At 54.6% G+C, this 24,738-nt stretch carries 21 protein-coding genes and 1 other annotated feature; of the genes, 9 read left to right on the forward strand and 12 right to left on the reverse strand.

What is annotated here, in order from left to right; all coding sequences use genetic code 11:
- Positions 1 to 52 precede the first annotated feature (52 nt).
- The 3 genes from copA (at position 53) to ybaK (ending at position 4,103) form a co-directional block, all read left to right on the forward strand.
- Positions 53 to 2,563, forward strand: coding sequence for a copper-exporting P-type ATPase CopA (gene copA, locus CMR03_RS15675; RefSeq protein ID WP_096011980.1), 2,511 nt, complete (start codon positions 53 to 55; stop codon positions 2,561 to 2,563).
- Positions 2,564 to 2,638: 75 nt separating this feature from the next.
- Positions 2,639 to 3,442 carry a TraB/GumN family protein gene (locus tag CMR03_RS15680; protein ID WP_096011981.1) on the forward strand — a complete coding sequence of 268 codons (804 nt, stop codon included), beginning with the start codon at positions 2,639 to 2,641 and terminating at the stop codon, positions 3,440 to 3,442.
- A gap of 181 nt (positions 3,443 to 3,623) precedes the next feature.
- On the forward strand, positions 3,624 to 4,103 hold the full coding sequence (gene ybaK / locus CMR03_RS15685; RefSeq protein ID WP_096011982.1) for a Cys-tRNA(Pro)/Cys-tRNA(Cys) deacylase YbaK: 480 nt from the start codon (positions 3,624 to 3,626) through the stop codon (positions 4,101 to 4,103).
- Here ybaK and CMR03_RS15690 read toward each other — a convergent pair.
- Entirely contained in the window at positions 4,100 to 4,969 is an 870-nt protein-coding gene (locus CMR03_RS15690; protein ID WP_096011983.1) for a LysR family transcriptional regulator, read from the reverse strand. The two genes, ybaK and CMR03_RS15690, sit on opposite strands and share 4 nt — an antisense overlap.
- Positions 4,970 to 5,056: 87 nt before the next feature.
- Between CMR03_RS15690 and CMR03_RS15695 the strand changes: the two genes are divergently transcribed.
- Entirely contained in the window at positions 5,057 to 5,488 is a 432-nt protein-coding gene (locus CMR03_RS15695) for a multidrug/biocide efflux PACE transporter (RefSeq protein ID WP_096011984.1), read from the forward strand.
- 33 nt (positions 5,489 to 5,521) lie between these two features.
- Here CMR03_RS15695 and ushA read toward each other — a convergent pair whose 3' ends face one another.
- Positions 5,522 to 7,288, reverse strand: a complete 1,767-nt coding sequence (gene ushA / locus CMR03_RS15700; protein WP_096011985.1) for a bifunctional UDP-sugar hydrolase/5'-nucleotidase UshA — start codon at positions 7,286 to 7,288, stop codon at positions 5,522 to 5,524.
- Between the two features lie 744 nt (positions 7,289 to 8,032).
- On the opposite strand from ushA, the gene ybaL reads away from it, so the two are divergent.
- On the forward strand, positions 8,033 to 9,727 hold the full coding sequence (ybaL, locus tag CMR03_RS15705; protein ID WP_096011986.1) for a YbaL family putative K(+) efflux transporter: 1,695 nt from the start codon (positions 8,033 to 8,035) through the stop codon (positions 9,725 to 9,727).
- Between the two features lie 65 nt (positions 9,728 to 9,792).
- On the opposite strand, the gene CMR03_RS15710 is transcribed toward ybaL, so the two are convergent.
- From CMR03_RS15710 to CMR03_RS15745, 9 genes are all read right to left on the reverse strand, one after another.
- Positions 9,793 to 11,094, reverse strand: a complete 1,302-nt coding sequence (locus tag CMR03_RS15710; protein ID WP_063881119.1) for an inosine/guanosine kinase — start codon at positions 11,092 to 11,094, stop codon at positions 9,793 to 9,795.
- 57 nt (positions 11,095 to 11,151) lie between these two features.
- Complete coding sequence (locus tag CMR03_RS25270; protein ID WP_158087016.1) at positions 11,152 to 11,319, reverse strand: hypothetical protein; 168 nt, start codon at positions 11,317 to 11,319, stop codon at positions 11,152 to 11,154.
- Positions 11,320 to 11,468: 149 nt separating this feature from the next.
- Positions 11,469 to 12,113, reverse strand: coding sequence for an adenylate kinase (gene adk, locus CMR03_RS15715; protein WP_063878679.1), 645 nt, complete (start codon positions 12,111 to 12,113; stop codon positions 11,469 to 11,471).
- Between the two features lie 277 nt (positions 12,114 to 12,390).
- Entirely contained in the window at positions 12,391 to 14,265 is a 1,875-nt protein-coding gene (gene htpG / locus CMR03_RS15720) for a molecular chaperone HtpG (RefSeq protein WP_063878678.1), read from the reverse strand.
- Positions 14,266 to 14,363: 98 nt separating this feature from the next.
- Positions 14,364 to 14,969, reverse strand: a complete 606-nt coding sequence (recR, locus tag CMR03_RS15725) for a recombination mediator RecR (RefSeq protein WP_063878677.1) — start codon at positions 14,967 to 14,969, stop codon at positions 14,364 to 14,366.
- Positions 14,969 to 15,298 (reverse strand): YbaB/EbfC family nucleoid-associated protein, encoded by a 330-nt coding sequence (locus tag CMR03_RS15730; RefSeq protein WP_013024920.1) that lies wholly within the window; start codon positions 15,296 to 15,298, stop codon positions 14,969 to 14,971. The genes recR and CMR03_RS15730 overlap by 1 nt, the downstream gene beginning before the upstream one ends.
- A 56-nt stretch (positions 15,299 to 15,354) precedes the next feature.
- Entirely contained in the window at positions 15,355 to 17,328 is a 1,974-nt protein-coding gene (dnaX, locus tag CMR03_RS15735) for a DNA polymerase III subunit gamma/tau (RefSeq protein WP_096011987.1), read from the reverse strand.
- Positions 15,955 to 16,016, reverse strand: a sequence feature (DnaX frameshifting element). Its footprint overlaps the gene before it by 62 nt.
- Before the next feature lie 158 nt (positions 17,329 to 17,486).
- Positions 17,487 to 18,038, reverse strand: a complete 552-nt coding sequence (gene apt / locus CMR03_RS15740) for an adenine phosphoribosyltransferase (RefSeq protein WP_063878675.1) — start codon at positions 18,036 to 18,038, stop codon at positions 17,487 to 17,489.
- 150 nt (positions 18,039 to 18,188) lie between these two features.
- Positions 18,189 to 18,578, reverse strand: a complete 390-nt coding sequence (locus CMR03_RS15745) for a DUF454 family protein (protein ID WP_063878674.1) — start codon at positions 18,576 to 18,578, stop codon at positions 18,189 to 18,191.
- A 57-nt stretch (positions 18,579 to 18,635) separates the two neighbouring features.
- Between CMR03_RS15745 and priC the strand changes: the two genes are divergently transcribed.
- Together priC and rsmS are read left to right on the forward strand one after the other, a co-directional pair.
- A complete protein-coding gene (gene priC, locus CMR03_RS15750; protein ID WP_096011988.1) occupies positions 18,636 to 19,166 on the forward strand; it encodes a primosomal replication protein PriC in 531 nt (176 codons plus the stop codon).
- Positions 19,167 to 19,241: 75 nt separating this feature from the next.
- Positions 19,242 to 19,397 (forward strand): pleiotropic regulatory protein RsmS, encoded by a 156-nt coding sequence (gene rsmS / locus CMR03_RS15755; protein WP_074180999.1) that lies wholly within the window; start codon positions 19,242 to 19,244, stop codon positions 19,395 to 19,397.
- Here rsmS and acrR read toward each other — a convergent pair.
- On the reverse strand, positions 19,394 to 20,032 hold the full coding sequence (acrR, locus tag CMR03_RS15760) for a multidrug efflux transporter transcriptional repressor AcrR (protein WP_063878672.1): 639 nt from the start codon (positions 20,030 to 20,032) through the stop codon (positions 19,394 to 19,396). The two genes, rsmS and acrR, sit on opposite strands and share 4 nt — an antisense overlap.
- Positions 20,033 to 20,174: 142 nt before the next feature.
- On the opposite strand from acrR, the gene CMR03_RS15765 reads away from it, so the two are divergent.
- Both CMR03_RS15765 and CMR03_RS15770 read left to right on the forward strand, forming a co-directional pair.
- A complete protein-coding gene (locus tag CMR03_RS15765) occupies positions 20,175 to 21,380 on the forward strand; it encodes an efflux RND transporter periplasmic adaptor subunit (RefSeq protein ID WP_063878671.1) in 1,206 nt (401 codons plus the stop codon).
- A 16-nt stretch (positions 21,381 to 21,396) separates the two neighbouring features.
- On the forward strand, positions 21,397 to 24,549 hold the full coding sequence (locus CMR03_RS15770) for a multidrug efflux RND transporter permease subunit AcrB (protein WP_096011989.1): 3,153 nt from the start codon (positions 21,397 to 21,399) through the stop codon (positions 24,547 to 24,549).
- The last annotated feature ends 189 nt before the right edge of the window (positions 24,550 to 24,738 follow it).

Genomic DNA, 24,738 nt, shown 5'->3' on the forward strand with positions numbered 1-24,738 from the left:
CACCAATCCCATTTGAATGCGCAATCATGCACATCCGACAAAGGAGTCAACCATGTCAAACACGATTGTTCTGACGCTGGACGGATTGTCCTGCGGCCACTGCGTAAAACGCGTCAAGGAAGCGCTCGAAGGGCGCGACGATGTCGAGCAGGCTGAGGTTACACAGCAGGAAGCCAGCGTGTCGGGCTATGCAGAGGCGACAGCCCTGATCGCCACCGTTGAACAGGCGGGCTACCATGCAACATTAAAAGCTGCGGGCACCCGCCCAAAGCCTGAGCCGTTGACAGCAGCAGAGCCGCCGCCGGAGGCGCTGACAACGGAGTCCCCTTCTCTTCCGGCAACCGAAAACCTGGCCGCTCACGTGCTGCTCATCGAGGGGATGAGCTGTGCCAGCTGCGTCAGCCGGGTAGAGAAAGCCCTTGAGCAGGTCAGTGGCGTGCAGCAGGCCCGGGTGAATCTGGCCGAGCGCAGTGCGCTGGTGATGGGTAACGTTGAACCCCATCAGCTGGTCGCCGCCGTGGATGCAGCCGGCTACGGGGCTGAAGTGGTCGACGACGAACAGCAACGCCGCGAGAAGCAGCAGCGCAGCGCCCGACGTGCCATGCAACGCTTTAGCTGGCAGGCAGGTATCGCACTGTTGTTTGGCGTGCCGCTGATGATCTGGGGCATGCTGGGCGACAATATGATGCTCACTGCGGATAATCACACCACCTGGCGGGTGCTCGGCATCGTAACGCTGCTGGTGATGGTGGCCGCAGGCGGTCACTTCTATCGCAGCGCCTGGCGCAGCCTGGTTAACCGCAGCGCAACGATGGATACCTTAGTGGCACTGGGCACGGCCGCCGCCTGGATTTACTCCTTCAGCGTGGTGATCTGGCCTGATTTTTTCCCGCAGCAGGCGCGCCATCTCTACTTTGAAGCCAGCGTGATGATTCTCGGCCTGATCAATCTGGGTCATGCGCTTGAGCAACGTGCACGTCAGCGCTCATCCCGAGCCCTGGAGCGCCTGCTCGATCTGACACCGGATCAGGCCAGAGTGATAACTGACCAGGGGGAAACCCTGATGCCGGTCAGTGCGGTACAACCCGGTATGACTCTGCGGCTGGTGGCGGGCGATCGCGTACCCGTCGATGGCGAAGTGCAGGAGGGCGAGGCCTGGTGCGACGAGGCAATGCTCACCGGTGAGGCGGTGCCGCAAAGTAAAACGCAGGGCGATAGCCTGTTTGCCGGCACGCTGGTGCAGGACGGAACGGTGCGCTTTATTGCCCGCGCAACCGGCGGCAACACCACGCTGGCGCGCATTATTCAGTTAGTGCGTAAGGCCCAAAGCAGTAAGCCGGATGTGGGCCGTCTGGCCGATCGTATCTCTGCCGTGTTCGTGCCGGTGGTCGTGCTTATCGCTCTGCTCAGCGCCGCGATCTGGTATATCGCGGGGCCAGCGCCACAAATGGCCTATGCTCTGGTCGTGGCGACCACGGTACTGATTATTGCCTGTCCCTGTGCGCTGGGCCTGGCCACGCCGATGTCGATCATCGCCGGTACCGGACGCGCCGCCGAATATGGTGTGCTGGTGCGCGATGCGGATGCACTGCAGCGCGCCAGCCATATTGATACGCTGGTGTTTGATAAAACCGGAACGCTGACAAGCGGCACGCCGCAGGTCACCGACGTGGTGAACTGGAACGGCAGTACGCGTCAATCGGTCCTGTCTGCGGCGGCAGCGCTGGAGCAGATGTCAAGTCATCCGCTGGCGAAAGCGATCCTTGCAGAAACAGGGGAGGCTGTTCGAGCCGATATTGCGCAATTTCGTACAATACGCGGCAAAGGCGTAAGCGGCATACTCGACAACAGAACGCTATTACTGGGCAATGTCAGCCTGCTGAATGCGCACGGCGTGGATTGCCAACCGGCTCTGGCAGAGATTGACAGACTCACCCGGCAAGGCGCGACGCCGGTATTGCTGGCAGAAGACGGGCAGCTTACGGGACTGATTGGCTTGCGTGATACGCTGCGGCCCGAGGCAAAAGCGGCCTTGCAAAGGCTGCATCATGCGGGCTACCGACTGATTATGTTGACCGGGGATCATGAAAATACGGCCCAGGTTATTGCTCATGAGGCCGGTATTGATGAGGTGATTGCTGGCGTGCTGCCCGATGGCAAAGCCGATGCGATTAGCCAGTTGCAGCAGCAAGGGCAACGCGTCGCGATGGTGGGCGATGGCATTAATGATGCCCCGGCGCTGGCGCTGGCTGATGTCGGTATTGCGATGGGCAGCGGCAGCGACGTGGCTGTGGAAACCGCAGCAATTACCCTGATGCGAGCCGATCTGCATGGCGTAGTCGATGCCTTGAAAATTGCCTCCGCCACTCTGGGCAATATCCGGCAGAACCTGTTTGGTGCGTTTATCTATAACATTATCGGCATTCCCTTGGCAGCGGGCGTGCTCTTTCCCTTTACTGGCCTGCTGCTCAGCCCGGTGTTTGCCGGGGCAGCGATGGCGCTGTCGTCCATCACCGTGGTGAGTAATGCTAACCGCCTGCTGCGCTATAAGCCCCGCGTTTAGCAATAACTGCCCTGCTCTGTCTTTCGTGACGCGATCCCGCTAGCATGGTTTCTTTAACACAGTGAAGGACAGGGAATGACAGCGCGCCTTTTGCAACGTTTACGTAACTGGATTAACCCGCTTTTCCCTACCAGTTATCGTTGGCCAGCCGTAGATATTCAGTCTGGCGAATGCCGGTTTCATCTGGTAGGAAGCATTCATATGGGCACTCGTGACATGCAGCCCCTGCCGGTCCGGCTGCTACAGCAGTTACAAAAAGCCGACGCGCTGGTTGTTGAAGCGGATATTACTCAGGGAGGATCGCCGTTTGAAAACACGGAGGAACGTCCGCCACTGACCGCCAGAATGGATGATGAGGCGCTGGCGAAGCTTGAAACACTGTGTAATGAAACCGGTTTATCCCTGAGCAGGTTCGATACGTTACCGGCCTGGCAAATTGCCCTGATGTTACAGGCGCAGCAGGCGCAGCGGCTGGGTTTGCGTCCTGATTACGGCATTGATTATCAGCTACTGCAGGCGGCGCGGGCGATGGATAAACCCGTGATTGAACTGGAAGGTGCGCAGGCACAAATCAGCCTGCTGAAATCATTACCTGACGACGGCATGGCGCTGCTGGCAGATACGCTGACCCATTGGCACACTAACGCGCGCATGTTGCAAACGATGGTGAGTTGGTGGCTGGAAAGCCCGCCGCGCGAGCCGCAAATTGCTCTGCCTGCGACCTTCAGTCAGACACTGAACGACACGCTGATTAGCCAGCGTAACAGCCAGTGGTGCGATTATTTACGCACTCTGCCTGCTGGTCAGTACGTGGTAGCGGTCGGGGCACTGCATTTATACGGCGAGAACAACCTGCCGGGCATGATGCGCGCGGAATAAAACGAGCAAAAAAAGAGAGCCGACAGTCATATCGGCTCTTCAAAGAGGAATGTGTTAATGATTTTAGTTGTCGCCAACAACAGGATTGCTGGCGCGAGGCAATTCTCGCCTAAAGCACATTATTTCGCCACATTTATTGTTCAATAATACGTAATAAGATTTTTCCGAATAAGAGAATACTATGACGCCTGCGGTAAAACTGCTGGCAAAACAAAAAGTCAGCTTCACTTTGCATCCTTATGAACATGACAGCAACGAAACCAGTTTTGGTGACGAAGCGGTCCGTAAGCTAAATCTGGATGCCCGGCAGGTGTACAAAACCTTGCTGGTGGCGCTGAATGGCGAGGCTAAACACCTTGCTGTGGCGGTCACGCCTGTCGCCACCCAGCTCGATCTCAAGAAGGTGGCAAAGGCGTTCAATGCCAAAAAAGCCGAGATGGCCGATCCCATACTGGCGCAGCGCATCACCGGTTATTTGGTGGGCGGCATCAGTCCGCTGGGGCAAAAAAAGCGGTTGCCAACGGTGATCGACAGCTCGGCTAACGACTTTGCCACGCTGTTTATTTCAGGCGGTAAGCGCGGGCTGGATATTGAATTGAGCCCACAGGATCTCTCCCGGCTGTTGGATGCCCCGTTAGCGGATATCGCCCGGCGCGATTAAGCCGGTGGCAGCGCACAGAGTTGATCGATCATCCAGCGCCCAGCGGGACCGGGCGGATTGCGGCGTGACCACACCACTTCGACGGCAATGCGCTGCGGCCATCCCGCTATTGGCAGTTCCCGCAGCACGCCGTGCCCGCACTGTTTCACCAGCCAGCGGGGTAAAATACCCCAGCCAAAACCCTGTTCCGCCATTTCCAGCAGCACATAATAGGTTTGCGCAGACCAGGCGCGCCCTTTCGGCGCGCTCTCACGTTTCGCTGTCCAGGTATTAAGACGAAGATGACGAAGCGGTTCAAGCTGACTTTCGTTTACCGAGGATTGTTGGGCCACGGGATGATCCCGATGCAGGTAAATACCTAACTCGGCATCGACCTGCAGCCGGGCGACCGCGATGTCGGCAGGAAGCGTCGGCTGGGCACGTATCACTCCAATGTGGGCTCGTCCCTCTTGCAACAGCTCCAGGACATCCGCATCTTCCGCCGCGATCCCTTCCAGCTCCACATCCGGGTAGTGCGCCTCAAACTGCTTCAGTAAACGCTGGTGGTAGTCGGTTTGCCAAAAGTCTGACACCGCCACGCTCAGCCGCGGCTCAACGCCTTCAGACAGCCGCGTTGCCAGCGCGTCCAGTCGCTCACTGGCGGCAAGAATTTGCTGCACCTGAGGCAACACGCGTCGCCCCTGCTCGGTGAGCAGTGGCTGGCGACCGCGCCGGTCAAAGAGGGCAAAACCCAGATCTTCTTCCAGATTGACCACGGCCACACTGATGGTGGACTGACTTTTTTTCAGTGCACGAGCGGCGGCAGAAAACGATCCGCTGGCCACGGTCTGTACAAAAGCTTCCAGAGATTCCGGTGAATAACGCATGTAAACCATCGCTTTTATCGATAGATGATCATTTTATCTTAGCATTTTGACGTGGGAGAATGCGCAACCTGAACAAAGGAGATCGAAATGCAAACCCGTTCAATCACAGAACGCATCGTACATGCCACCCTGTTTGAAGGCCTGGCCATCGTCACTATCGCCCCGCTGGCGGCATGGATTATGGATAAACCCCTGTTTCAAATGGGTGCGCTGGCGATCATGTTGTCTACGGTGGCGATGCTGTGGAATATGATTTACAACAGCGTGTTTGATCGGTTTTACCCGGCCGGGCAGAAACGCAGCGCCCTGCTTCGTATCCTGCACGCGTTGGGTTTTGAGGGCGGTTTCATCCTGATGGGGTTGCCGCTGGCCGCCTGGATGCTGGAGATTTCGCTGTGGCAGGCCTTTTTGATCGAAGTGGCGTTTTTTCTGTTCTTTCTGCCCTACACCTTTGTCTACAACCTGGTCTGGGACAAGCTGCGTCCGCACTGGTTAGCCCGCAAATCCTGCCGCGTCTGATAAACAGCAGGGAGGCAGCCTCCCTGCTCGTGCTTAATGCTGCGTCGCGCTTTCACTGTTCCAGTGTCGGATCCATGTCAGCACCATTTTGGGATAGCGCCGAAGCGGCGTCGCTTCTTTCGCGCCACTCTGCGGCGTGGCCGCGGGCTCAGCCTGATAGATGACACTTTCATGCGGCTGGTAGTCGTTGACGTTCACTGGAGAATGCGTGCTCACCCAGTCTCGCAACACCTGGGCATCTGGCTTGCCGCTGTTAACATAACCCGGATGCGTATCAATTCGCGGATAGCCATCACCGCCTGCGGCATTAAAACTGTTTGTCACCATACGGTAGGTTTTTTCATCCGCCAATGGCTGGCCGTTGATGCTCACCTGACTGACTGTGCTGCCGTTAGCGATGAGGCTGATATTGGCTAACTGGGCGAAGCCGCCTGAATCGGGTTTGATATTTGCCACCACCGCCAGATAGCGTCTGATTTCTGCGCCCGTCATCGTCACGGAAACCACATGATTGCCGAAAGGTTGTACCTGTAACAGATCGCGCCAGGTTACCGGGCCTGATTTAAGCGAAGTGCGGATACCGCCGCCGCTCATCACAGCAAAGTCAGCCTGCGTCGCCGCCATCTGTGCACGCAATATCAACTGCCCGATAGCGCTTTGTGTAAAGCGCACTGTCTGTTTTTCACCGGGGAAATCCCCTTTCATGCTGCCGACATTCACCAATAGTTTGGCATCAGCTCGCTTTTGAAAAGGCGTCAGTAATTTCATCATTGCGGTGTTATTGGGGATCGCTTGCTGCCAGGTAAGCCAGGACTCACTGCCATCATGGTTTTTGATTTTGTGCTTGAGGTTAACCGGTATGAGTTGATAGGCCTCCAGGCTTAATTCCCCATTGCGATAGATAAAATCGCCGCGGCCCACGTATTTGCCCCATTTTTCCGCCTGCATAATCCATACGCCGTTCTGACGGTCAGGCTGACAGGGTTGGCCTGGCAGGTAGTCTTTACGACTGACATTCTCTTTTTCCATACATACCGCATCATGAGAGTGCCCGCCGACGATCACATCAAGCGTGCCTTTCGGCAGACTGCGCGCCAGCGTCACGTCACCTATACCGTTACTGCCGTGCTTACCATCGTCGTAATGACCAAGATGGGTTAACGCCACGATAACGTCTGGCTTGTCGCTGGCACGCAGCTCGGCCACGGCCTTTTCTGCTTCGGTAACGGGATCGCGGAATTCGATGTCGGTTAGCTGTGCAGGGTTCGTCAATTTGGCGGTATCTGGCGTGATCAACCCGAGCACAGCGATTTTCAACCCCATGCGCTGAAAGACAGCCCAGGGTTTAAACAGGCGTTTACCAGTGCTTTTTTGGTAGACGTTAGCGGCCAGGAAAGGGAATTTGGCCCATTTTTCCTGTTTACGCAGGACGGCGAGCGGTTTATCAAACTCGTGATTACCCAATGTCATGGCATCATAGCCAATCAGGTTCATACCGCGGATATCGGGTTCAGCATCCAGTTCATCCGATTCAGGCACGCCGCTGTTAACATCGCCCGCAGACAAAATTAGCGCGCCACCGCCTTTGGCCTGGATGGCGTAACGTTGCGTATCCATCAGCGTTTTTTGCGCAGCCAGCCCATATTCGCCCTGCTCATTAAACCAAAAATGACCATGCTGATCGTTGGTGTGCAGAATGCTGAAACGGTAGCTCCGGTCAGGCTGGGCGGCCTGGGTTAATATGGATGACAGCATCACCAGTAGTGCCAGACCTGCTCTTGCCCATCGAGATAACACCACAGCCCTTCTCCTTTAATGATTGTCCGTTTAATCCTGTGGGAAACAGGCCCTTTCTGTATCCGCATCTTAACCGCGGTGGCCCAGAGTCCATAAGGCGTTGTCTGTTCCAGTATGGCCGGTAATGTGGCCTGACAGGCAACCCCAGTGGTTCGATTTTAGCTGCCGCGCACTCTAACACCGCAAATACAGGACGCGCGTATGTTGCCGTACCGTTATTCTGTTGTTTGTTAAATAACCAAAATGGTTAACAGCTTCATCGTTATGTTGATGAAGTTAACATCATAATGATTTTCCGCATTGATGCGTACGTCGTAAAAATAAACATACCCGAGATCTCCACCGCGCGGTTCCGTTATGCCATCACAATAGATTGTTTTAGCATCACTTCCACGGCAGGCAGCTATGCGTCAGGTCGGTGCGTGATCTGCCCCTCCGACCCAGGCGGCTAAATGGCTTCAGCAAATCCCGATCTAATTGCGGTTAGTGACTGTTGTCAGCGCATTAGCGCGTCATCGACGTCACCTCTGTGTCATTTAAGGGGAGTAAAATTTTAATCTTGTGCTCTCGGCTCAGCGCTGAATCAGTCGATAAGCGGGATAAGTGATAAAAACAGCCTTTCGATTGCATTTTTCTTGTATTTGCATATTTTTTTCTGTTAATCCCACAAATTATTCAGCGATCCTTTCCGATATGCATTAAACTCATTTGTTACAACCGGATACATTTACATCCAAGGAGACTGGCATGCATCACACCACACCGTTGATTACGACTATCGTCGGGGCTCTGGTCCTGGCTTTTCTCCTTGGCATGCTGGCAAACCGATTACGAATTTCACCCTTAGTGGGTTATTTAGTCGCCGGCGTGCTGGCGGGGCCTTTTACGCCGGGGTTCGTGGCAGATACCAATCTGGCACCTGAACTGGCGGAACTTGGCGTTATCCTGCTGATGTTCGGCGTCGGTCTGCACTTCTCACTGAAGGACCTGATGTCGGTAAAGCGGATAGCCATTCCCGGTGCTATCGCGCAGATCGCCGTGGCGACCTTACTGGGAATGCTAATGTCGTGGGCGATGGGCTGGTCATGGATGACGGGCTTAGTGTTCGGTTTGTGTCTTTCTACCGCCAGTACCGTGGTGTTACTGCGCGCACTGGAGGAACGCCAGCTTATTGAAAGCCAGCGCGGCCAAATCGCGATTGGCTGGTTGATTGTTGAAGACCTGGTAATGGTGCTCACGCTGGTCCTGTTACCCGCCATTGCCGGCATGATGGAGCAGGGAAATGCCAGCGCCAGCCTGGTGATATGGGATCTGGTCTGGACCATCGGTAAGGTTGCCGCCTTTATGGTGTTAATGATGGTGGTGGGCCGCCGTGCTGTGCCCTGGATTCTGGCGAAAAGTGCCGCCACCGGCTCGCGTGAGCTGTTTACGCTGGCCGTATTAGCCCTGGCGCTGGGGATTGCGTTTGGTGCCGTCGAGTTCTTTGATGTTTCCTTTGCCCTGGGCGCTTTCTTTGCCGGTATGGTGCTGAACGAGTCCGAGTTAAGCCAGCGCGCTGCCCGTGACACGCTGCCGCTTCGTGATGCCTTTGCGGTGCTGTTCTTTGTCTCTGTCGGGATGCTGTTTGATCCGATGATTCTGGTAAAAGAGCCGCTGGCGGTGTTGGGTGCGCTGGTGATTGTCGTCATAGGGAAATCTGCGGCAGCCTGGCTGCTGGTATCGCTGCTGGGCCATTCGCGCCGAACCGCAATGACCATCTCGGTCAGCCTGGCGCAAATTGGTGAGTTTGCCTTTATTCTCGCCGGGCTTGGCATCTCACTCGGCCTGCTGGATGAAGAAGGGCGTAGCCTGGTGCTGGCTGCTGCAATCCTCTCGATTATGATCAACCCGGTCCTGTTTACGTTGCTGGGCCGTTACCTGTCCCGTAACGAAACGATGGAGCAGCAGACGCTGGAAGAGGCGCTGGAAGAAGAGCAGCAGATTCCCGTTGATGTCTGTCAGCATGCGGTGATTGTCGGCTATGGCCGCGTAGGCAACCTGCTGTGTGAACAACTCACGGCGCTCAATATCCCGGTAGTCGTGGTTGAAAGTTCGATTCCACGCGTGAAAGCGTTACGCGATCAGGGTGTTCGGGCGGTGCTGGCCAATGCTGCCCGTGCCGACACCATGGCGTTAGCCCGCGTAGACTGTGCGTCCTGGCTGCTGATCACGATTCCCAACGGTTACGAGGTGGGAGAAATCGTCACCGCCGCCCGCCAGAAAAAAGCGGACATCAACATCATTGTGCATGCACATTACGACGATGAGGTGGAGTACATTCTGGAACGCGGCGCAAACTATGTGGTGATGGGCGAACGCGAGATTGCCGCCAGCATTATTCAGAAACTGCAGAACGACATGGCGCAGGAGCAGCACAAGCTGGCCAGTGAAGGCCGCAGTTAAGCACCGCAGCCTGACTCACGCCCCGTTCACATTGCGTCGATGCAGGGCGGTTTATCTCTCCGGACTTAACGATCCCAGTAAGACTCTTCCAGACTGTCTTCCCGCTCGGGTAAACCGCGCGTCAGTCGGGGCGAGTGCTGATTCAGCACCTGATAACTGACCCGATTCGCATATTTACAGACCTGAGCCAGCGACGAATAGGTCAGATAAGCGCGCGCATGTTTACTGGAATTGGGCACATTACGGCGATGATAGTTATTTGCCGTAATATCGTGCAGTAACGCCGCGAGCGCGCCATCCCCTGCCCCGTTGGTATTCATTATCTTCTCCGGCCCGCCCATATAAGGGGCGATATGAGAGAAAATGCGTAACGGCTGCTGGCAATCCTGTTTGCGCATCGCGCGGCTAAATTCGTACAGGTTGAATTCTGCAATCGCGCCCGGCAAGAGCGGATGATTCGTTTTGCGCTTAAACGCATCTTCGGTATAACCGGCCATATACAATCCGGTCGGTCCTGCGGTACACAACACCAGATCAACCCATTCCAGTGCGATATCCGATGCCAGCAGAGGATCGGCTTCGCCCGTCAGCGCCAGGGCTTCTTCTTCATTCATCGCCACAATAGAAACATGATCGCGCAGAAAATCGCGCCAGAACTGTGGATTGTCGCCAATCACATGTTTGGTGCCCAGCGTCAGTACCACGGGCACGTTATGGCGCTTCGCGTATTCAATCGCTTTTAACGTTGCCTCTGGCATGGGCTCACCTGCTTCACAGCGGATGAGATAGGAGGTCAAGACCAGGGCAGAAGCGCCTGCGATAACGTCTTCCGGGACGTTTTCCGCCTTAAGCTGGTTCATTTGCCCGGGGCTGATGGCAAAGGTACGATCGCCCTGATCGCCAATCAGCGTAAAGCAGCGACCTATCGCCCCGTCTACGCCCTGCAGATAGTTAAGGTCCATTCGGCTGGAGGTATTACAGAGATAACGGTAGGCATAACCGCCAATCTGGATATTGTTACACATCACGCCCAGCAGTACGGAACGGTCATCCGCCAGCACCGAGAAATTATGCAGCGTATTACCAATCGTGCCGCCCGCGAACTGATGGGTCACCAGTTCGTCACGCATGAGTTCAGCATACAGCGCTTCCGCAACGGCATCGTCAATCACCAGCGAATGACCGGCGCTCAGGCCGTAGCGAACAAGAAAAGCATCATCGACTTTAGCTTCGATATCGACCAGCGTCTGATCGATGCCGACCACCCAACTGCCGTCTTCACTATCAAACGGGGAGGACTGCAACAGCGGATCGCGGGCGCTAACGGGGAAGTAGTGTTTGGATTTACGTTTGCCGGGAAATTTCATGGTAACTGCCGTGAGGAAAAACAGGCAGAGAAGCATATCACATTCTCTGCCATGACTTTAACGGCGCGCGTTGACCCATTGCATCATCATCTCAATGTGTTCTTCATCGGCATTCAGCACAGTGATATCTGCACGTTTCAACCCAACGCCGTGCATCACGTTTTCACTGCGCATCTCTTCAGGGTTGCCAGACTGCCTGCTGGCAAGCAGGACGCGTTCTGGCAACCCTAAATTGACCCGTTGCTGCCGGGTTTATCTTGCTGATTATGATTTCTTGATGAGGGGAGGCGAGAAAACGAAGGGAATGGTCACGGAGAGGCAGGAGAGAAAAGCGATGACGGCAAAAGGGGCCAGCGAACCCGGCCCCAATAAGCTTAGCCGAGAATCTTAGCCAGCTCTGCACTCACGTCGGCCACATTACGTGTACCGTCAATTTTGTGATACTCGGTGTTGCCCGCTTCCGCTTCTTTACTGTAGTAAGCAATCAGCGGCGCAGTCAGATGATGGTATTCCACCAGACGTTTGCGGACCGTTTCTTCCTGATCGTCTTTACGAGTGGTCAGCTCATCACCGGTCACGTCATCTTTGCCTTCCACTTTCGGTGGATTGAATTTGACATGGTAAACGCGGCCTGACGGCGCGTGAACACGGCGGCCCACAATACGCTCAACAATCAGTTCATCCGGTACGGCGAACTCCAGCACATAATCCACTTTAATACCGGCTTCTTTCATTGCGTCAGCCTGAGGAATGGTGCGTGGGAAACCATCAAGCAGGAAACCGTTTTTGCAATCTTCCTGCGTGATGCGCTCTTTAACCAGCGCAATGACCAGCTCATCAGTAACCAACTTGCCGGCATCCATGATGGCTTTCGCCTGGTTGCCAAGTTCGGTGCCAGCTTTAACCGCTGCACGCAGCATGTCGCCAGTGGAGATCTGCGGAATGCCGTATTTCTCCATGATGAATTGGGCTTGAGTCCCCTTACCTGCGCCCGGAGCTCCGAGCAGAATAATACGCATTGCGTAAATCCCCTTGCGAATCGCATTGATGAATCTGAGAAGCGGAAGAACATACCATTATGACCCGCCCATCACAAGAAAACGGCGGGTCAGGAAAAACTAGTGTACTGGCTTTAGCGCGCGATAGCAGTGCGTCAGGTCAGTCAAAGGCCATTTTCGGACTGGTGGCCGAAGCTGAAGGGATTTCGTGGCGTTTGCGCAACAAAAACGCTCACCGACAGCCGACCAGCGTCGCAGAAAGAAAAAAACCGGTGAGGTTATCACCGGTTTTATCGTTTTACGCCGTCAGTAACTGGTTCATACGGCGGATAAACTGGTTAGGATCGTCCAGCGTACCGCGCTCTGCCAGCAGTGCCTGATCCAGTAACAGCTCAATCCACTCACCAAAGCCAGTTTCATCCTGCGTCTCCGCCACGCGTTTCACCAACGGATGATCGGGATTGATTTCAAAGATGTATTTCACTTCTGGCACGTCCTGACCTGCTGCGGCGAACAGTTTAGCCATTTGGGTGGTCATTTCGTTCGCATCCGTGGTCACAATCGCTGGCGTATCGGTCAGACGGTGCGTGAGGCGCACGTCTTTAATTCGCTCACCCAGCAAGGTCTTCACGCGCTCAACAAACGGCTCCAGAGCTTTTTCGGCTTCTTTCTGCTCTTCCGTCTCTTCGTCAGCCAGTTTATCCAGCGTATCATCAGCTTTGCTGACAGACTGGAAGGTTTTACCGTCGAACTCGGTCAGGTAGCTCATCATCCACTCGTCAATGCGATCGGACAGCAGCAGAACTTCGATACCTTTCTTACGGAACAGCTCCAGATGCGGGCTGCTGTTAGCGGCGGCATAGCTGTCGGCCGTGATGTAGTAGATCTTCTCCTGTCCTTCTACCATGCGGCTGACGTAGTCTTCCAGCGAGACAGTTTGCGCCGCGCCTTCGCTTTGGGTACTGGCAAAGCGCAGCAGTTTGGCAATCGCTTCTTTGTTTGCGTGATCTTCCGCCGGACCTTCTTTCAACACCAGACCGAATTCTTTCCAGAACGTCTGGTATTTCTCGCTATCGTCTTTCGCCAGTTTATCCAGCATCTGAAGAACACGTTTGGTCAGCGCGCCACGCAGGCTCTGGGTTACGCGGCTGTCCTGCAGGATTTCACGCGATACGTTAAGCGGCAGATCGTTTGAGTCAATCAGGCCACGCACGAAGCGCAGGTAATTCGGCATAAACTGCTCAGCGTCATCCATGATAAACACGCGCTGCACGTAAAGCTTCAGGCCGTGTTTATGATCGCGGTTCCACATGTCAAAGGGCGCGCGGGCCGGGATGTAAAGCAGGCTGGTGTACTCCTGTTTACCTTCTACGCGGTTGTGGCTCCAGATAGCCGGGTCGCTGAAATCGTGGGCGATGTGTTTATAAAACTCGTTGTACTCTTCATCGCTGATTTCTGATTTGTTGCGGGTCCACAGTGCCTGGGCTTTATTGATTTTCTCCCAGGTGGTGGTGCCGGTTTCTTCATCTTTGCTTTCGATTTCTACCGGCAGGGCGATGTGATCGGAGTATTTTCCAATAATATTGCGGACGCGCCAGCTGTCGAGGAACTCATCTTCGCCTTCGCGCAGGTGCAGGGTAATTTCAGTACCGCGCTCGGCTTTGCTGATATCGGCAATGGTGTAATCCCCTTCGCCAGCCGATTCCCAGAAAACGGCTTCGTCTTCTGCCGCGCCCGCCGCACGGGTGCGCACAGAGACTTTATCTGCGACGATAAATGCAGAGTAGAAACCCACACCAAACTGACCAATCAGTTGGCTGTCTTTTGCCTGGTCTGAACCCAGAGATTCCAGGAAGGATTTGGTGCCTGACTTAGCAATGGTTCCCAGGTTTTCAATCACTTCATCACGACGCATGCCGATACCGTTATCGCTGAGCGTAATGGTCCGGTTGTCCTTATCCACAGAGAGACGCACACGCAGGTCGCCATCGCCTTCATACAGGCTGGCATCAGACAGCGCGCGGAAGCGCAGTTTATCTGCCGCATCCGAAGCATTGGAAATCAGCTCACGCAGGAAAATCTCTTTGTTTGAATAGAGAGAATGGATCATCAGGTGCAGAAGTTGTTTTACCTCTGACTGAAAGCCACGAGTCTCTTGTCCTTTCATGGTCATTGCTACCTCAACAGAATCAGATTTAACGAACGTTGAGGAGGATGTGGGGATAAATGAGAGGTTTTCAAGCCGGTGTCTTTCACAACACCGGCAAGCGTTTAAAATTTAATCTTTTGCCGACCGGCCAGCGAGTGGGACAGCGTGGTGCCATCCACCATTTCCAGCTCACCGCCCATCGGAACCCCATGCGCAATACGGGTGGCATCAACGCCATACTGACCGCACAATTCAGCGATGTAGTTCGCGGTGGCTTCGCCTTCCACGGTAGGATTGGTGGCCAGAATCACTTCATGAAGCGTTTCTTTTTCCAGCCGTTGTTCCAGTCGGTCAAGACCGATATCGCCCGGACCAATGCCGTCAAGCGGCGAAAGATGGCCCATTAACACGAAATAACGGCCGGCAAATTGCCCGGTTTGCTCAATAGCATGGATGTCGGCCGGACTTTCCACCACGCAGATTTGACCATTTTGCTGACGCCGTGGATTGGCGCAAATGGTACAGATTTCCTGCTCGGTGAAGGTGCGGCAATCGGCACAGTGGCCGATTTCCGACATGGCCCGGGTCAGTGCCTGCGCCAGCCGCATTCCGCCACTCCGATCGCGCTGTAGCAGTTGAAACGCCATGCGTTGTGCCGACTTAGGCCCAACGCCGGGTAAACAGCGCAATGACTCCATTAATGACTCTAGCAGTGGGCTGGTTTGCATCAGAACGGCATCTTGAAGCCTGGTGGCAGCTGCATACCTGAAGAGACAGAGGCCATTTTCTCTTTCTGCACTTCATCAATGCGGCGAGCGGCGTCGTTGAACGCGGCGGCAATCAGGTCTTCCAGCATATCTTTGTCGTCCTCAAGCAGGCTCGGATCGACTTCTACCCGGCGGCAGTTATGGGCACCGTTGATCGTGACCTTAACCATGCCAGCACCTGATTCACCCGTGACTTCCAGGGCGGCAATTTCTTCCTGAACCTGGGCCATTTTGTCTTGCATCTGCTGGGCCTGTTTCATCAGGTTGCCCAATCCGCCTTTACCAAACATAGTTTTCTCTCTCTGCTGAGGCTACAACGCGGTTTATTCAGACCGTTGCAGCGTGTTCAAACGGGTCGAATGCTTTCCTCATCCAAATCGGCATCAAAAAAGCGACGAAGGGTTTGAATGTGGGTGTCACTCAAGATTGACTGACGCGCCTGCGCCAGCTTCTCTTCATAAATGGCCTGACGCCACTCCAGTGGCGTCAATACCGTAGAATTATCGTCTTCAATTACCGACAGTTCAACCTGATGCCCTGCTGCCTGACTCAATGCGGCGCTCAGGGCCTGCTGCGCCGACGCAGAATTCAGGTGGCGCTGGCTGGAGCGTAAATGCAGGCAAATGCCGTTATCCGTGGTTTCTTTCCATGCATTCAGTGCCAGTTGCTGAACCAGCTTAGGCAGCGGTAAACCTGCGACTTCTGCCGCCCATTCATCTCGCTGCTGGGCTTCCTCCGCCAACCGCGCGGCCAGCTCAGGATTTTTCTCATGCTCAAGCGCAGAACGCAAGGCTTTTGGCGTCGCGACCGGCTCGACGACGACCTCGGTCACCGGCGTTTGCGCTTTCCAGCGGTATGCCTCTTTTTTTACCGGTGCCGCAGGCGCGCTGTCACGCACGCGCTGCTGGCTACGTTCGGTAACAGAGGCCAGTCGTTCCAGCGCGGAGTTGGCCGGCCGCGCACCTGGCGCTGCCGGCTCACTCTTTTTTGCTTTGTTTGCTCCCTGGCGCAGCAACTGGGTGCGCGCCTGCAGGAGCTGGCTGGTGGAACTGGATAGTGAGGGATCGGGCGACGCAGGCGGCACAGCCTGCTGAGTGACAGCCGGTTCCGGTGCTGCCATTTGCGGCTGCGCGGCGGGCGTTTTCTCTGTAGGTTGAGCCGCCACAGTCTGCACTGGTGCCGGGGCAGACTGCGCGGTCAGCGTAGGACGCGCAACCGGTTCGGCGATTGCCGCCTTAGGATGAAACGCCAGTGCACGCAACAGCGTCATCTCGATGCCCATGCGCCGATCGGGCGCGAGTGGTAAATCTTTGCGCCCCATAAGCAGAGTTTGGTAATACAGTTGAAGATCGGCCGGTGGCACGGCACGCGCCAGTTCACGCAGGCGCAGCGCATTACTCTCTTCGTCGTCATTGAGCGACGCAGGCAGTAGCTGCACCATAGCAATGCGGTGCAGCAGGCGCAGCATCTCAACCAACAATGCTTCCCACTCAACGCCGCGTGATGCCGCCTGGGCCAACAGCGCCATCATGTGCTCTCCGTTGCCTTCAACCACCGCTTCAAGCAGACCCAGCGGCTGTTCATCGTCAAGCGTACCCAGCATCGTACCCACGGTGGCGCTGGTCACGCTGCCCTCGCCCATCGCAATCGCCTGATCGGTGAGGCTTAACGCATCACGCATACTGCCATCGGCGGCTCTGGCAAGCAGTTGCAGGGCACGCGGCTCACGCGAGATCTGCTCCTGCTCTAAAACACGATCCAACTGCTGGCGAATCTGATCGACGTCGAGCGCTTTGAGATGAAACTGGAGACAGCGCGACAGAATCGTCACCGGCAGCTTCTGGGGATCGGTGGTCGCCAGCAAAAACTTAACGTGTGAAGGCGGTTCTTCCAGGGTTTTCAGCAGCGCATTAAAGCTGTGGCGCGACAGCATGTGCACTTCATCGATCAGGTAGACCTTGAAGCGGCCACGCGCTGGCGCGTACTGCACGTTGTCGAGCAGATCGCGCGTGTCTTCAACTTTGGTGCGCGAGGCGGCATCAATTTCAATTAAATCGACAAAACGCCCCTGCTCAATCTCGCGACAGTTATCGCACCGGCCGCACGGCGTGGCGGTAATGCCCGTTTCGCAGTTAAGGCCTTTCGCCAGCAGACGGGCAATGGTCGTTTTCCCTACGCCCCGCGTGCCGGAGAAGAGATAAGCATGATGGATGCGTCCCAGAGACAATCCATTCGCCAGCGCCGTCAGAACGTGTTCCTGACCGACAACATCAGCAAACGCCTGTGGACGCCATTTTCGGGCAAGTACCTGATAGCTCATGTGGTTTCGACGAATTTGGATGGAAATGTGAGCGCAGACGCACTGCAACCCCTGTATATGATTGCAGTAGTCTACCAGCTACGCTTTCACCTATCACTCGTTATCTTGAACAGGGAAAGATGAACGGCCTCAGCAGATTGTGAGGCCATAAGCGAGGCTTAGTGGCCGGGGAAATTGACCAGGCTGTAGCTGTCAACGCCCAGCGCCTTGAGACGTGCTTCACCTGCCAGATCGAACAGGTTGATAATAAATGCCGCATCTTTAACTTCACCGCCGGCACGACGAATCAGTTTGATGGTCGCTTCGAGCGTTCCGCCGGTGGCGAGAAGGTCGTCGACCACCAGCACCACATCGCCTGGCTGGATAGCATCTTTGTGCAATTCCAGCCGATCGGTGCCGTACTCCAGCTCGTAAGCTTCGCTGTAGGTTTCACGTGGCAGTTTGCCCGGCTTGCGTACCGGTACAAAACCCAGTTCCAGCCCCAAAGCAACCGGTGCCCCGAACAGGAAACCGCGCGCTTCCGTGCCGACCACTTTGGTGATGCCTTTATTACGGTACCGTTCCACCAGCAGTGAGATAGACGCCGCATAGGCGACAGGATCTTCCAACAGGCTGGTGACGTCACGGAAAAGAATACCCGGCTTCGGGTAATCAGGAATACTTTTGATACTGTTTTTAATCAGTTCAAGCTGCTGCGCAGTGTCGGTCATAATCTTAAGCCTGGTAAAAAAATTCTGTTCTGTTTTGCGCAGCTTCAATAGCGCCAATACCGGGGTAAAGGCTCAGCGGAGATACATCAATAATGGGAAGCTACGCACGAAGAGGCCCAAATCTAAGCAAATGGCCAGCTAATTGCAACTTTATCGCGGTGGTAAGGGTTCATCCGCTGTTTCTGCCACCACCGGAATACGCCACATAAACAGCAATAGCAGACACAACATGATGAGTAGCATGATACGTACCCACCACAGCGGCACCAGCCAGAGCGAAACCGCAAAGGTCACCACAATCAGAAGCATCGCCCGGCTTTTTGCACCAGGCGGCATGCCACGGTGTTGTTGCCAGTGCCGGATATAACGGCCAAAAGGGGATGACCAGAGCAGCCAGTGATGAAAACGGGGAGAAGAACGCGCAAAACACCAGGCCGCCAACAGCATAAATGGCGTGGTAGGTAATAAAGGTAATACAATGCCCAGTATGCCAAGCACAATCGCCAGCCAGCCAAGGGTTAATAACACAATGCGTTGCATAAAGGTCGCTCAGCGCGTTTCCAGTCCCATAACCTTAGCATACCTGAGTGCCGGGCGATGAGTAACGCCACGGCATCACAACGACTGCTTAACTGCATTGTGGCTCTGCGCCAGGATATCGCGCGCCAGCCAGATGGGCGCTGCCGTTCACCCCGCTTTGACAGCCAGCTCTTTACCACTAAAGGCACCCGGCTGGCGGATTATTTGCAGGAGATAGAACAAAACTACCAGCGCCTTTGCCAGCACAGCGGTGACGTCGATCGCAGCCAGTGGCTGGCAAGCCATTTGGTGGATCAGATTGCCGCGCTACAACGCGAAGCCAGCACACAGCAGTTGCGCAGCCGACAGGAACGCGCCCAGCCCTCATCGCGGCAGTTAAAATATCAGGAATACTGCGAATATGCGCGTCGACTGCAGGAGATGATTGATCAGCGTGAACAGCGAATGGCCCAGGCAGAAACGCTGGCGGTCCAGCAGCAGTTGAAGAAAGACCTGGAGGTGCTGGAAGGTCGGATGGCACGCTGTAAACAGGCTATTCGTTCAGTGGAATGGGCGATGTCGTTATCAAACAGCCCCTTTAGCAGTTAATGCGCTATCTTTGCTGGACGGTATTCCCAGATGGCACGCTTATCTGGCCCATGATACAACTGCTCTGGAGGAAAGATGTCCCTGGATACGGCACCTGAAGAGGTCAAGCTGGCAGTGGATTTAATTCAGCTTTTTGAAGAAAATCAGCTCGCTGTAGAAACCGTGCTGTCTGCATTAGCCATTGTTCAGCGCGATTATGAAAGGAAGCGTGACGCGCAGCGTAAAGATTAAGCTTTTTTTGCCAGCGTCGGACTTAAGCGCAGCATATCAATCAGCGCATCAACCAGCTCAGGCGCATCGGCAACCAGATCAAATTTATCGGGCGTAAACAGCCAGCTCTCCATCATGCCATTCACATAGCTGCGCATAATCAATGCAGCCTGACGTGTCTGGAAAGTTTCTGGGAGTTGTCCGGCATCAATGCACTGGCGCAGAACATCTTCAATCTCATTGTAGAGCTCCAGTAACAGGCTTTGCTGAATGCTTTTTAACGCCGCCATTTCACCCACAAACTCGCATTTGTGGAAGATGATTTCCATCAACGCCCGGCGCTGTGGATCTCTGGCGGTTGCCTGGAAGACATACACGAGCATCGCCCGCAAAATGGAGAGTGGATCACCGGGGTATTTTGTTTGATACTCAAGTTTCACGTCATCCAGCCCTGCATCACTGCGAAGCCATATTTCGTTCAACAGGTCGGCTTTGTTTTTGAAATGCCAGTAGATTGCTCCCCGGGTTACGCTGGCTGCGGATGCGATATCCGCCAGGGAAGTGGCTGAAACCCCCTCTTTTGAAAACAGGGCAAGTGCAGCGTCAAGAATTTGATGCCGTGTTTCAAGTGCTTGCGCTTTGGTTTTTCGTGCCATAGGGGACTTTTTTTACAATCGATTAAGTTTACATACATTTGTGAATGTATGTACCATAGCACGACCTACACTCTTACGCAGCAATGGGTTCCTGGCTTTGTGATCCATTGATCATTTGATATCGGACTCTAGAGGTTTATTTATGACTAAATTCAGAGGGTTAACGCCTCTGGCGGCCGTCCTGATGCTATCAGGCAGCTTTGTGTTAACAGGATGTGACGGAAATAAATCCGACCAGGCCGCTCAACAGCAACAGCCGCCAGAAGTGGGTGTTGTTACGGTTAAAAGCGAACCGTTAAACATTTCTACTGAACTGCCTGGCCGCACGTCTGCTTATCGCATCGCTGAAGTCCGCCCGCAGGTTTCCGGTATTATTCTGAAGCGTAACTTTATTGAAGGCGGTGAGATTAAAGCCGGTGAATCGCTGTATCAGATCGATCCCGCAACCTATCAGGCGTCCTATGACAGTGCAAAAGCCGATTTAGCCAAGGCAGAAGCAAATGCACGCATTGCTCAGCTTACGGTGAATCGCTACAAGCCGCTGCTTGGTACTAAATATATCAGCCAGCAGGATTACGATACGGCTGTCGCTACCGCCGCGCAGAACAATGCTGCGGTTCAGTCAGCCAAAGCCAATGTGGAAACAGCACGCATCAATCTTGCTTACACCAAAGTGACCTCGCCAATCAGCGGCCGTATCGGTAAGTCTTCCGTTACAGAGGGCGCACTGGTGCAAAGTGGACAGACCACGGCGCTGGCGACCGTACAGCAGCTTGATCCGATGTATGTCGATGTTACCCAGTCCAGTGAAGATTTCCTGCGGTTACGCTCGGAACTGGAATCGGGTCAGCTTAAGCAGAACGACGGTAAAGCGAAGGTCACCCTGCTGATGCAAAACGGCAAGGACTATTCTCAGCCCGGTACGCTGGAGTTTTCTGACGTCACCGTTGATCAAACCACTGGCTCAATTACCCTGCGCGCCATTTTCCCGAATCCTGACAAATCACTCCTGCCAGGCATGTTTGTGCGTGCCCGTCTGGATGAAGGCACCAATCCGAATGCCTTGTTAGTGCCACAGCAGGCGGTTAGCCGCACGCCAACGGGGGATGCGTCCGTGATGGTCGTGGGTGCGGATAACAAGGTTGAAGCGCGTAAGATCAAAGCTGCCCAGGCTATTGGGGACAAATGGCTGGTGACCGAAGGGCTTAAAGCGGGCGAGCGCGTGATCTTTACCGGTCTGCAGCGCGCGAAACCGGGTGCACAGGTTACGCCTAAAGAAGCCACAGATGATGCCAAAGCCGCGAGCGGTGATCCGTCCAAAGCGCAGTCTGCTAAAACATCGTCATAACAGGAGCCGTTGATACATGGCTAAGTTCTTTATCGATCGCCCCATCTTTGCGTGGGTCCTTGCTATTATCGTGATGCTAGCGGGCGCGTTATCGATTCTCAAATTACCGATTGAGCAATATCCCAATGTTGCGCCACCGGCAATTGAGATTCAGGCCAACTACCCCGGTGCTGACGCCAAAACGCTGCAAGACTCGGTGACGCAGGTCATCGAACAAAATATGAATGGTATTGATGGCCTGATGTATATGTCATCAAGCAGTGACTCATCAGGTGCACTGACGCTGACGATTTCGTTTGAGTCAGGTACCGATGCAGATATCGCCCAGGTCCAGGTGCAGAACAAACTGCAGCTGGCCATGCCGTTGCTGCCTCAGGAAGTGCAACAACAGGGGATTCAGGTTAAAAAATCCTCCAGTAGCTTCCTGATGGTCGCCGGTTTTATCAGCGATGACGGCAGCATGACGCAGAACGATATTTCTGACTATGTCGCCTCCAATATCAAAGATCCTATCAGCCGTACGCCTGGCGTCGGTGATACTCAGGTATTTGGTGCGCAGTATGCGATGCGTATCTGGATGGACCCCAACAAGCTTAATAACTACCAGTTAACCCCTGTTGACGTTATTAATGCGCTGAAAACTCAGAATGCCCAGGTGGCTGCCGGTCAGTTAGGCGGCACGCCACCAGTACCGGGACAGCAGTTAAACGCCTCCATCATTGCGCAAACCCGTCTGACCTCCACCAAAGAGTTCGGCAACATTCTGCTGAAAGTGAACAGTGATGGTTCTCAGGTTCGCCTGCGCGATGTGGCGCAGATTGAACTGGGGGGTGAAAACTACGAGATCATCGCGCGTTATAATGGCAAACCGGCTTCCGGTATTGGTATCAAACTGGCCACCGGCGCGAATGCCCTTAATACGGCAGATGCGGTGAAGGCGGAGCTGGCAAAACTGCAGCCCACGTTCCCGGCAGGCATGAAGGTTGTTTATCCTTATGACACCACACCTTTCGTAAAAATCTCTATTTTCGAAGTGGTGAAGACGCTGATGGAAGCCATTCTGTTAGTGTTCCTGGTGATGTATCTGTTCCTGCAAAACTTCCGTGCCACACTGATTCCGACAATTGCCGTCCCTGTTGTATTGCTGGGTACCTTTGCGATTATCAGCGCCTTTGGCTACTCGATAAATACCCTGACGATGTTCGGGATGGTGCTTGCCATCGGCTTGCTGGTGGATGATGCCATCGTGGTGGTCGAGAACGTCGAGCGCGTCATGGTGGAGGAAGGGCTACCGCCCAAAGAAGCCACGAAGCGGTCGATGGGACAGATTCAGGGCGCGCTGGTCGGTATTGCCCTGGTGCTGTCAGCGGTATTTATTCCGATGGCCTTCTTTGGTGGCTCAACCGGTGTCATTTACCGTCAGTTCTCTATCACCATTGTGTCCGCGATGGCGCTGTCGGTGCTGGTCGCATTGATTCTGACGCCAGCACTGTGCGCCACCATGCTCAAACCGGTGAAAAAAGGCGACCATGGTAAAACCACCGGTTTCTTTGGTTGGTTTAACCGTCTTTTCGACAAGAGCACGCATCACTATGTCGATAGCGTGGGCCATATCGTTCGCGGCACCGGTCGTTATCTGCTGCTTTACCTGCTGATTGTGGTGGGAATGGCGTTTCTGTTCCTGCGCCTGCCCTCCTCCTTCCTGCCGGAAGAAGATCAGGGCCTGTTACTGGCTCAGGCACAGCTCCCTGCGGGTGCGACCCAGGAACGTACGCAGAAGGTACTGGATCAGGTTTCTGACTACTTCCTGACAAAAGAAAAGGACTCGGTGAAATCGGTCTTTACCGTTGCCGGGTTTGGTTTTGCGGGTCGTGGACAGAACACCGGTATCGCCTTTGTCAGCCTGAAGCCCTGGGATGAGCGTACCAGCAGCAACATGAAAGTTCCGGCTATCCAGGGACGTGCCATGCAGGCTCTGGGCCAAATCAAAGACGGTATGGTGTTTGCGTTTAACCTGCCAGCGATTATTGAATTAGGTAACGCCACGGGCTTTGACTTTGAGCTAATCGATCAGGCAAACCTTGGTCATGAAAAACTGACGCAGGCGCGTAACCAGCTGTTAGGCATGATTGCCCAGCATCCGGATACGTTGGTCGGTGTCCGTCCAAATGGTCTGGAAGATACCCCGCAGTTCAAACTGGATATTGACCAGGAGAAAGCGCAGGCATTGGGCGTGTCACTCAGTGACATTAACACCACGCTCGGCGCGTCCTGGGGCGGCTCTTACGTCAATGACTTTATTGACCGTGGTCGTGTGAAGAAGGTCTACGTGATGGGTAAAGCCGACGCACGTATGCTGCCGGACGACATTAATAAGTGGTTCGTTCGTAACAGCAACGGCGAGATGGTGCCCTTCTCCGCCTTCTCCTCCGCTCACTGGCAGTATGGTTCACCGCGTCTGGAACGCTATAACGGTTTGCCAGCCATGGAAATTCTGGGTCAGCCTACACCGGGCAAGAGTTCAGGTGAAGCCATGAACATGATGGAAGAGCTGGCCTCTAAGCTGCCAACGGGCATCGGTTATGACTGGACGGGAATGTCCTATCAGGAACGTCTGTCAGGCAACCAGGCACCGGCTCTGTATGCCATTTCGCTGATTGTGGTATTCCTGTGTCTTGCCGCACTCTATGAGAGCTGGTCAATTCCGTTCTCCGTCATGCTGGTCGTGCCGCTTGGCGTGGTCGGTGCGTTACTCTTCACCACCTTACGTGGCCTGAGTAATGACGTTTACTTTGTCGTGGGGTTACTGACAACCGTTGGCCTCTCGGCGAAGAACGCCATCCTGATCGTGGAATTCGCGAAGGATCTGATGGAGAAAGAAGGTAAAGGTCTGGTGGAAGCGACGCTTGAAGCCTGTCGTATGCGTCTGCGTCCTATCCTGATGACCTCGCTGGCCTTTATTCTTGGCGTACTGCCTCTGGCCATCAGCACCGGTGCAGGTTCAGGTGCGCAGAATGCGGTCGGTACCGGCGTAATGGGCGGTATGGTTACCGCTACCGCGCTGGCTATCTTCTTTGTACCGGTGTTCTTTGTTGTGGTGCGCCGTCGCTTCGGTAAGAACAAAGCGGACATCGAAAAGGATCATCCTGTCGATAACCACACGCATTAATCTGTAAACATAAAGGCCGCGTCAGCGGCCTTTTTTAATCCCTTCACTGTTTACCGCCACGCTGACTTCCCTCGCCACAGATTGATCTCTGCCAGCCTTCACGTGCTTTAGCTTGCGCCTCTGACCTTCGTCGGAACATCGCCGGTATCAACCTGCCTTTACGCTTTTCGGTTTGCTTGCGTTGGCTTG

The sequence above is a fragment of the Pantoea allii genome (genome assembly GCF_002307475.1).
GTDB lineage: Bacteria > Pseudomonadota > Gammaproteobacteria > Enterobacterales > Enterobacteriaceae > Pantoea > Pantoea allii.

Bases quoted from the DNA above. Each gene is read 5' to 3' on its own strand.
- copA (WP_096011980.1), top strand. From the start codon at position 53: ATGTCAAACACGATTGTTCTGACGCTGGACGGATTGTCCTGCGGCCAC.
- CMR03_RS15680 (WP_096011981.1), top strand. From the start codon at position 2,639: ATGACAGCGCGCCTTTTGCAACGTTTACGTAACTGGATTAACCCGCTT.
- ybaK (WP_096011982.1), top strand. From the start codon at position 3,624: ATGACGCCTGCGGTAAAACTGCTGGCAAAACAAAAAGTCAGCTTCACT.
- CMR03_RS15690 (WP_096011983.1), bottom strand. From the start codon at position 4,969: ATGCGTTATTCACCGGAATCTCTGGAAGCTTTTGTACAGACCGTGGCC.
- CMR03_RS15695 (WP_096011984.1), top strand. From the start codon at position 5,057: ATGCAAACCCGTTCAATCACAGAACGCATCGTACATGCCACCCTGTTT.
- ybaL (WP_096011986.1), top strand. From the start codon at position 8,033: ATGCATCACACCACACCGTTGATTACGACTATCGTCGGGGCTCTGGTC.
- CMR03_RS15710 (WP_063881119.1), bottom strand. From the start codon at position 11,094: ATGAAATTTCCCGGCAAACGTAAATCCAAACACTACTTCCCCGTTAGC.
- adk (WP_063878679.1), bottom strand. From the start codon at position 12,113: ATGCGTATTATTCTGCTCGGAGCTCCGGGCGCAGGTAAGGGGACTCAA.
- htpG (WP_063878678.1), bottom strand. From the start codon at position 14,265: ATGACCATGAAAGGACAAGAGACTCGTGGCTTTCAGTCAGAGGTAAAA.
- recR (WP_063878677.1), bottom strand. From the start codon at position 14,969: ATGCAAACCAGCCCACTGCTAGAGTCATTAATGGAGTCATTGCGCTGT.
- CMR03_RS15730 (WP_013024920.1), bottom strand. From the start codon at position 15,298: ATGTTTGGTAAAGGCGGATTGGGCAACCTGATGAAACAGGCCCAGCAG.
- dnaX (WP_096011987.1), bottom strand. From the start codon at position 17,328: ATGAGCTATCAGGTACTTGCCCGAAAATGGCGTCCACAGGCGTTTGCT.
- apt (WP_063878675.1), bottom strand. From the start codon at position 18,038: ATGACCGACACTGCGCAGCAGCTTGAACTGATTAAAAACAGTATCAAA.
- CMR03_RS15745 (WP_063878674.1), bottom strand. From the start codon at position 18,578: ATGCAACGCATTGTGTTATTAACCCTTGGCTGGCTGGCGATTGTGCTT.
- priC (WP_096011988.1), top strand. From the start codon at position 18,636: ATGAGTAACGCCACGGCATCACAACGACTGCTTAACTGCATTGTGGCT.
- rsmS (WP_074180999.1), top strand. From the start codon at position 19,242: ATGTCCCTGGATACGGCACCTGAAGAGGTCAAGCTGGCAGTGGATTTA.
- acrR (WP_063878672.1), bottom strand. From the start codon at position 20,032: ATGGCACGAAAAACCAAAGCGCAAGCACTTGAAACACGGCATCAAATT.
- CMR03_RS15765 (WP_063878671.1), top strand. From the start codon at position 20,175: ATGACTAAATTCAGAGGGTTAACGCCTCTGGCGGCCGTCCTGATGCTA.
- CMR03_RS15770 (WP_096011989.1), top strand. From the start codon at position 21,397: ATGGCTAAGTTCTTTATCGATCGCCCCATCTTTGCGTGGGTCCTTGCT.